The sequence below is a fragment of the Frankia sp. CeCAU1 genome (genome assembly GCF_977971845.1).
On sequence record NZ_CDWWXA010000176.1, the window covers coordinates 1 to 8,223 of the forward strand.

The 8,223-nt window shown below is 70.8% G+C and carries 9 protein-coding genes; 1 reads left to right on the top strand and 8 read right to left on the bottom strand.

Features of this window, described 5'->3' with window-relative positions:
• The 5 genes from AC08OO_RS21110 to AC08OO_RS21130 form a co-directional block, all read right to left on the bottom strand.
• Positions 1–685: glycosyltransferase family protein (locus AC08OO_RS21110; RefSeq protein ID WP_476618958.1), on the bottom strand; the 685-nt coding region annotated here is incomplete at its 3' end.
• Positions 682–1,560: a hypothetical protein gene (locus AC08OO_RS21115; RefSeq protein WP_043591852.1), complete on the bottom strand. Its 879-nt coding sequence runs from the start codon at positions 1,558–1,560 to the stop codon at positions 682–684. The genes AC08OO_RS21110 and AC08OO_RS21115, both read right to left, overlap by 4 nt.
• Positions 1,557–2,783, bottom strand: coding sequence for a methionine adenosyltransferase (locus AC08OO_RS21120; protein WP_200875444.1), 1,227 nt, complete (start codon positions 2,781–2,783; stop codon positions 1,557–1,559). The genes AC08OO_RS21115 and AC08OO_RS21120 overlap by 4 nt, the downstream gene beginning before the upstream one ends.
• A complete protein-coding gene (locus tag AC08OO_RS21125) occupies positions 2,731–3,666 on the bottom strand; it encodes a Gfo/Idh/MocA family protein (RefSeq protein WP_043591854.1) in 936 nt (311 codons plus the stop codon). The genes AC08OO_RS21120 and AC08OO_RS21125 overlap by 53 nt, the downstream gene beginning before the upstream one ends.
• On the bottom strand, positions 3,663–4,529 hold the full coding sequence (locus tag AC08OO_RS21130; protein WP_035913239.1) for a sugar phosphate isomerase/epimerase family protein: 867 nt from the start codon (positions 4,527–4,529) through the stop codon (positions 3,663–3,665). The genes AC08OO_RS21125 and AC08OO_RS21130 overlap by 4 nt, the downstream gene beginning before the upstream one ends.
• 115 nt (positions 4,530–4,644) lie before the next feature.
• Here AC08OO_RS21130 and AC08OO_RS21135 point away from each other — a divergent pair, with 115 nt between their 5' ends.
• Entirely contained in the window at positions 4,645–5,820 is a 1,176-nt protein-coding gene (locus tag AC08OO_RS21135; RefSeq protein ID WP_476611444.1) for a hypothetical protein, read from the top strand.
• 319 nt (positions 5,821–6,139) lie between these two features.
• Here AC08OO_RS21135 and AC08OO_RS21140 read toward each other — a convergent pair whose 3' ends face one another.
• The 3 genes from AC08OO_RS21140 to AC08OO_RS21150 form a co-directional block, all read right to left on the bottom strand.
• Entirely contained in the window at positions 6,140–7,570 is a 1,431-nt protein-coding gene (locus tag AC08OO_RS21140) for a recombinase family protein (RefSeq protein WP_476611445.1), read from the bottom strand.
• 50 nt (positions 7,571–7,620) lie between these two features.
• On the bottom strand, positions 7,621–7,863 hold the full coding sequence (locus AC08OO_RS21145) for a hypothetical protein (protein WP_476618959.1): 243 nt from the start codon (positions 7,861–7,863) through the stop codon (positions 7,621–7,623).
• Positions 7,864–7,928: 65 nt separating this feature from the next.
• A partial coding sequence (locus AC08OO_RS21150; protein ID WP_476618960.1) for a hypothetical protein occupies positions 7,929–8,223 on the bottom strand: 295 nt, incomplete at its 5' end.

Genomic DNA, 8,223 nt, shown 5'->3' on the forward strand with positions numbered 1-8,223 from the left:
GTAGGAGGACGGGGACGGCTTGGTGGTAGATGGCGGGGAGGTGGGGGAAGGAGCCGGCGTGCTGCTTGGGTGTATCGAGCCGTACGGAGGCGACGGGCCCAAGCCGGGCGGCGGTCAGCAGGAGGAAGGCGTCGATGCCGTACCCGTCCACGCACGCGGAGACCGCCGGGGGTAGTGCTCCGACCGCGTGGAGGACGGCGGTGAGGGCGTCGCGGGAGAGGGCGAGGTCTCCGGCCAGCGGTTGGGGAATGTCGTGACCGGTGGTGGCGGCGATCAGCGGGCGGGCAAGGTGGTTGGTGAGGTTGGCCTCGTCCCAGTGCCGTGGGTAGTCGGCGATTGCGACGGCACCTCCGGCCCGCACCCGTTGCAGCAGTGCGGCGTAGGCGGCCGGGTCCGGGTTGCGGGTATCGGTATCGGCGATCAGCACCGTATCGGCGCCGGTGAGGTCCAGGCGGCGGACGGCGGCCAGGATCTGGGCGCCCTTGCCCCGTACCAGGTCGGTCAGTGGCACCTTGACGGCCCGGGTGCTGGTGGCGGTGAAGCGTGCGGTGGTGTCCGGGGAGTCGGAGGAGTCGGCGTGCACGATGACCGCGGACGTGTCGCCGAGGGCGGTGTCGACGGCGGTGGTGACGGCGGTGATGGTGGCTGGCTCGTTGCGGCTGGGCAGGATCACGGCGGCGTTCACCTCGTCTCGGCATCCTGGGTCAGCAGGCCGGCGGCTGTCTCGGGGTTGGGCGCGTACAGGTACTCGAACTGGCAGTCGGCCAGGGCAGCGATCATGCGGCTGCGCCAACGGGCCAGAGTGGGTGTGTCCAGTGGCCACACCGGCCCGTACGGCAACCCGGCAACGCCGGTGATGGGGGTGGGCAGGCCGGAGATGTAGCGGGCCAGCATCTCGTGCAGCCGCAGCCGCTCGTTCACCGACAGCGGCAACGCGGGCGTCAGCGACGCCGGGACCAGCACCGGGTGAACAGCCAGGCGTACGACCCGGCCCAGCGGGACCGGCGCGGTGGCGAGCGGCTCCAGCACGTGCTGGGGCTTCGGCGCGAGTGGCCGGCTCGGGTCACGGACGGCGGCGGTGGACTTGCCTGGCCACACCTCCAGCACGCCCTCGTCGCTCTCGCCGAGGACAACCAGGTCGTCGCCGGCATGGGTCCAGCCCCGAGCCGCGAGCACGAACGCGGTGGACGTCTTGCCCGCACCGTTCGCGCCGAGGAGCAGCACCGCCCGCCCGTCCGGTGCGATCAGGGCGGTGGCGTGCACCGTAACCTTGCGTCGCTGCTGGCGGACCCGCTCGGTCGCGGTGTAGGTAACGTACGCCAATGTGTCCGAGGCGGTCACAGCCGGGGGCAGCCGAAGGCACACGGTGTCTCCCGCAACGGTGACGGCCGCGGCCCCCGTGGTGACTTCGACGTCCACCGCCTCTGTGGCGGGGGTTGCGGTCAGGGTCCATCCGCCGGGCAGTGCCCGCTCGGCGGTCCGCGCGGCCGTGATGTCCAGGTGCTCGGGCAGGGTGAGGTGGGCGCAGACGTGGCCGGTGGCGAGACGGTGCGCGCTCATCTGACGGTCCGCTCCAGCTCGGCCAGCAGCTCCCCGACCGGCGCGAGGGCGGGCAGGTACCGGCCGGACAGCAGCTCGCCCATCCAGTCCGTCCGGGACAGCGTGGCCCGCACTAGTTCCTCGGCCTCTCCTGGTGGCGCCCCCCTGCCGGCGATGATCTCGACAGAGGCGGGCTCGTCGTAGGGGGCACCGTTGCGCCACAGCAGCGCGACGCGGCACGGCCCGAACTCGGCAGCCACCGCGCGGGCGGCCTCATCGGCGAGCCAGCCGCCTACCTTGCCGACGTGGTAGGCCGGGTTCTTCCCGAACGTCGCCTCGTTCCCGGCCAGGTGGGCGCCGCTGATCACGCCAGTGCGGGCGTTGCCCCGGCCCACCAAACCGTCCTCGCCGTAGTCGACGGCCGACCCCGACAGTGTGAAGTACTGCCCCGACAAGGGGCCGGTGCGGCTGCCGCGGGTGTTGCACACCACCGTCGCCCGGCTCTGAAGATGCTCCTGAAGCACCGCGGTCAGTTCGCCGGCCACGTCGGTGACCGTGTCGTGGAATTCCGCGGAGCTGGCCAGATACCCGGCCAGGGCGGGCACGCACACCGTCACCGTCCAGGTCGCGCCGTCTCGGACGACGAGGGCCTTGATGTCGCTACCCGCCCACGGCAAACGCCGGAACCACGCCTCGGCCAGTAGCGCCACGGTCTCCGTGGCTGTCCGTGGGGCCGATCCGACGAGGTAGGCGGTGTCGTTGGAGAACGCGATCGGCCTTTCGGGCAGATCGTCCAGGGAGCGGGGGGCGAACCAGTGGGGGAACTTGGAGGAGTCGGTCGTCTCGTGTCTCACCTCCAGCGTTACCCGGTCGAAGCCCGGCAGGGCGGCATGCAGGTGGTCGACGGCCGCCTGTTGGAGGATCTCCCGCACCGGCAGCGGACGGCCCGCGAAGCTGGTGGAGATCCGGCCACCGAAGACAACCCGCAGCGGCCGGTCGTAGACACCGTCGGTATCGGTGAAAGCGGCCCGGCCGCCGAGCACAGCGACCTTGTCCAGGTTGTGATGCAGCACCGCCCCCGCCACCTCCAGGCAGTGCCGGCTGTAGCGGATGGAGGCGAGTTCCGCGATACCGTCGGCGAGGGTATCGGGGTGGCCGATCCCTTTGCGTTCGACGACCTCGACGGGCAACTCATGCGGCAGCGGTGTGCGCGGCGCGAACAACGCGGGCATCGCGGTAGACACGGTCGATCACCTCCAGTGGGCGCCGCAACGCCGTCAGCGGGAACAGACAGGGGTGAGCTGGGCGCCCGTCGGTGGCGTCCAGCACCGCGGCGTACATCGCGCGCCGCAGCTTCTCGTGCGTGGGGGCGGCGGCTGGATCGCCGAGTCCGGCTTCGAGGTTGCGACCGCGTACCTCAAGACGGCGTCCGTCGGTGAGGTGGAGAACGAGTTCGTGGGCCGGCGGCCCAGAGTGGTCGACACGGGCGTCGATGTGCACCATGGCGCCACCGGACAGCGTGATGGTGGCGGTGACGTGATCCTCCGTCTCCGCCAGGCCCCGGCGATGCACTACCTCTGCGTCGACCGCCTCCATGTCGCCGGGCAGCATCCGCAAAGCGAGAGTCAGGCCGTGGATGGCCTGCTGGTGCAGAACCCCACCGGCGGCGGCGTAGGTGCGGCGCCAGCCGCGGAAGTAGCTGGGGTCCCGCCGCACGGCCAGCAGCACCTCGGCACGGGTGACAGCCGGACGTTCGACGAGCAGAACATCAAGGCCGGGGGCGAAGTGCGGCTGAAATGCTACGAAGATCCGCCCGTCACCCGGTCGGGACGCCAAGGCAGCCGGGTCGGCGGTGCCGGGCTTTTCCATGAGAACGATCGCCCCGGCTTGGGCGGCATCCCGAGCCGCGACAAGCGCGGTCCCCGGCGGGCAGGCTACCACCACCAGATCCGGCGTCACGGCCCTCAGCGCCGCCCGCCAGGAGGCGAAAAGCGGGACGTCGAGCGGTAGTTCGACGCGTGGGCCGGGGTCAGCGACCCCGATGACCGCCAGGTCAGGCGCGCCAGCCAGGGCGGTCAGGTGCTTGGCTCCGACTTCTCCGGCTCCGACCAGCAGCACCCGCTTCACGCGACGCCGCCCGGGACGGCCGACCGCAGGAACGCGGCCCCGGTCGCGAGCGCGTCGGCGGGGGTGTCACGCACATGGGTCTCCAGCCCGTAAGGCAGCGCCGGGCGGGCCGCATGCAACAGTGGCAGCACCTCGGCGTAGGGCACCACGCCCTCGCCGGCAGGGCAGAACACCCGGCCGCCCCCGTCAGCGGGCCGATAGTCCTTGACGTGCACGTATGCCACATACGGGGCCAGGGCGCGGACAACGTCGCCGGTGGCCTGGCCGACCTCGTAGAGGTTCGCCACGTCCAGCCAGAGTCCCAGGCCCTGCCCGTGATACCGATCCAGGATCTCCAGCAGCGGCTCGGCGTGGGCGACGGTGCACACCGGCTCGTTCTCCAGCAGCAGCCTCACCCCGGCCGTATCCGCCGCGTCCAGGGCCTTGGCCAGCAGCGGGTCACCGGACATCCGCTCAGTCAACTCCGGGTCGACGCGCAGATGAGAGAAGATCCGCACGACCGGGGCCCCCAGGATGGCGGCGGCCTCCAACGCCCGCTCGATCCAGCCCAGCCGTTCCTCGGGCGGGACCTGGGTCGGGAAGCCGAAGGTGTCCACCCGGCCGGGCCGAGCCTCGGGTCGGCACCATTTCCACAGCGGTGAGGCCAGCGCCGCCACCTTCAGGCCGCGTTCGTCGGCCAGGGCGCGAATGCGCCGTAGTCGATCGACGGGCAGGGTCACAGCATTGGCTCCCCCGGCCGAGCGGATCTCCAGATGCCCGATGCCCAGCGTCGCCGCAAGATCCATACCCGGCGCCGGGTCGGGGCCGAGTTCGTCAGGATTGAGTACCAGGGTGTTCGTCGCCGGTCCGACAGCGGCGTACATGGCCACCTCCAGAGGTGAGGAGCCACCACTGTCCCCGTGGGTCATGCAGCGGCGACATCCCGCCAGTTACCCCAAGATCCGGACAGATCCAGGCCGTTGGACAACCCTTGGACACATGGCGTTTTCCCCCGCCCGGGTCTCTCCGGAGGACATCCGCGCTGAGCTGCTGCGGCTGCGCCAAGGGCCCGCTCTCGGTCATCCTGGGGCGGTCACCGCGCTCAGCGACCCGCTCCGCGCGCTGCTGCTCGTCCGAACCCCGCCACTGTCGAACGCGGCGAGCGAGACGACACGCCTGGTAGCAGCTCTGCGCAGAGCGATCGACGCATTGACCCCGCACGAGCGCCGCTATGCCGCTGCGGATTTCAACCTGCTCGGTGAACACTCCTGGCCCAGCCTGACCGAGCGGCAGGAATCCCTCGCCCGAGTGCTGGGCTGCTCAGCCAAAACCGTACGCCGCCACGCTGGACAGGCCCTGGACACCCTCGCACTGCTCATTGCCGATGGCTCCTACCTTGCCGGACCGCCCCCGCCGGGCAGCGACGCCCCCGCCAGCGTCGCGGGGACCGCCCCGGGCGACGGGACAAGCCGGTTCTTCGGTATCACCGCCACCTCCCGCGTGGACGTGATCTGCTCCGCTCTCCCCGCCGCGGACCCGGCCCGGCAGCGGCCGAGCGAGCCGCTGTACGCCCGCTACGCGGGCTTCGCCGACCTCGACGCCCTGTTCTACGTCCGCGTCCACTTCGCCCAGTACTTCCCGGCCGCGACCATCCGGGACTTCCACCCCGGCGAGTACTACAACGCCGAACCCGACAGCCTGATCGTCCTCGGCGCCCCTGAGCGCAACACCGCCTTCGCCGAGTTCGGCCCCCACCTGCCCTACCGCTTCACCCCGCCGCCGGACCCGGCCATCACCTTTCCTGGCCACGGTCAGGTCCGCCTGACCCCGCTGTGGGCACCCGAGGGCGAACTGGTGGCGGATCTGACCGTCATCACCCGCCTGACCCTCAGCCAGGGCACCACCGTGATCCTGCCCGGCGGCTGCCTGACCCTCGGCGTCCTGGGGGCCGCCAAGTGCCTGCTGAACGGCGAACGCGGCCCGCGCAACACCGCCTACCTCGACGACCTCGCCCCCGGCGGCGACCTCATCGCCGTCACCGCCACCCGCAAGGTCGGCGGCATCACAGACACCCCCGACCTGACCGCCGTCGAGCCGCTTCTGCTGCTGACCCGCGACACCGCGGACGGCTTCACCACCCGCCTGGACAACACGGCCCACTACACGGGACGGTGACCTCGCCCATCCCGGCACACAAGATCGCCGTGCAGGTTGCATGCCCCTCTGGTAGCCATGCCTGACTAGCAAATTCGGGTCATTGATCGCTGGCATGCCGCCCAGCGTCACAGCGTCGCAGGTCAGGACCGGTCCGACCGGTAGTGCCCCGGGCAACGACTCCGCTACCCGTAGCCGCTACCTCTACCCGCGCCGCAATCACCGGGGGGGGCACAGCGCCCCCAGCAATTCAACGCGCCAGCGTCGCTCTCAGGCGCCAATGCGGGCAGATACGACGAAGCCCCCGGCATCTGCCGGGGGCTTCGCTCGGTGGGAGGGACTACCGGGGGTCGTTGAGGTCGCGCCACACGATCCGTACGCGCTGCACCTCATCGCCTTCGATGGTTCCATCACCGCCGATGATCACGCCGTCGATCAGTCGGGTGAGGATCACCCGCTTGGCCGCGATGTCGTCTCCCAGCTCATCCCAGCCTGCGGCGCCGTCCACGGGCAGCGTGGCGCGCCGTCGCGCGCTGGTGTGCCTGCGGGCCTCGGCCTCACGGATCTGGCGGACGATGGCCTTGTGGGCATCGTCGTCCATCTTCCCGGATGCCCACCGGTCCGCCAGCGCGCTCTTGCGGGCCTCCAACGTCGCCAGCTCAGCGGCGGCCGGGTCTTCCGTGGCGACGGGTTGGAGCACCAGGTCGTCGAGACGCTTGCGCACGGCGAGGCTCACCAACTCGACGAGGAAGCTTTCTCCGATCCGGACCTTGGCCGCACAGCGGCCGTTGCGGCGCTGGCAGTACAGCCGCTTCCCGTTCGCGCCGTTCCCGGTCAGCTTGTGCCCGCACGAGGCGCAGTAGACGAACCCCGCCAGCATGCGCCGAAGCTTCTGCGCGTTGGTGTTGGTCCGCCGCGAGGCGTCGGTGAGGATCGCCCGGATCTGCTCCCAGGTGTCGACGTCCAGGATCGCAGGCCACTGCGCCTCACCCATGACCGCGATGGTGCCCGTGCTGCGGCGGGTGGCACGGGTCTGGTAGCCACGCATGCCGATCAGCCGCGGGTTGACCATCATCTCCTTGACCGTGGTCGGGTCCCACCGGCGACCGGTCACGGTCGCCACGCCTTCGGCGTTGAGCTGGCGTGCGATGGCCCCCAACGGCATGCCTGCCAGCACATCGGCCGCGATGCGGCGGATAACCGCGGCCTCGTCCGCAACGATGGCGTGGAAGTCCCGTACGGGCTTGCCGGTGTGGTCGGTGCCGACGATCGGCCCGTAGCCGTAGGCCCGGCGTCCGCCGTGGTGGCGGCCCTGCTCGGCCCGCTGCTGTGCTGCCCGTGCGACACGCTCCGCCGTGCGCTCGGCCTCTCCCGCGTCGATCGAAAAGATGATGTCGGCCATCATCCGGCCGTCAGCGGAGGTGAAGTCCATGGTGGTGCCCCGGACCGGGATCAGCATGACGTTGCGGGCCTTGAACAGTTCGATCACGCGCATCCGGTCGGGCCGGTTGCGTAGGAAGCGGTTCGACGTCCACGCGATCACCGCGTCGATCTGGCCGGCCTGCGCCATGGTGAGGATGCGTTCGAACTCCGGCCGGTAGTCCTTCGTGGCCGACAGGTCGTTGTCGGTCAGCACGTCGATCAGGTCGACGTCGTCACGCCGGGCGGCAAGCTCGCGGATGTCCTCGTCCTGGCGGGTGACCCCGGCTTCCAGCCCTTCGCGGTCGTCGGAGATCCGGCGGTAGCCGATCGTACGCAGCTTGCGAACCACCCCAGAACCGTACGTGTCCGAAGCGTCCGACCACAGCGTGATGGCGGGCCTCACGCGGCCACGCTCCCCAGCTCGTGACCGCACGTCGCGCAGCGGGAGCGATCAAAGTAGCTGGGGACGTGGGGGCAGGGAACGAGCGTCAGCCGCTCCCCGCGCGGCCACGCGCGGCACGTGAGCGGGGACCGATCGAACGGGCGGTAGTAGACGATGGCCCCGCCCTCGTCGAGCCGGGAGATGTAGTCGACCCATCCCAGCGGCGTAGCCATGCCCACCCGGACGTCGGCAACGTCCACCGTCGCCGGGACATCGCCCTGCGGGGCCTCCTCGACGAGCCCCAGAGCGGTGCGGCCCGCGTCGGTCAGCCGGTAGGGCCGGATACGAACCAGCCCCCGCGCAGGTCACGGAACTGGTCGGGGGCCTCGACGATCAGGCCGTGCCTGGTTAGGCTGTCGATCGTTCGGGCGTTGAGCTTGATCTCGGACGCGCCGTGCGCCGAGAAGTAGCCGTGGCCGACGCTGTCGGCCCGGTAGAAGACCGTGCCCTCGTGAACGAGGGTCAGCGCACGGCGCTGAGGGTCCGACAGCCGCAGGGCCTTGCTGGTGTCTGCGTCCATGGGGTCGACGGGTCGTGGTCCGCGGACGGCTGGGTGGGCG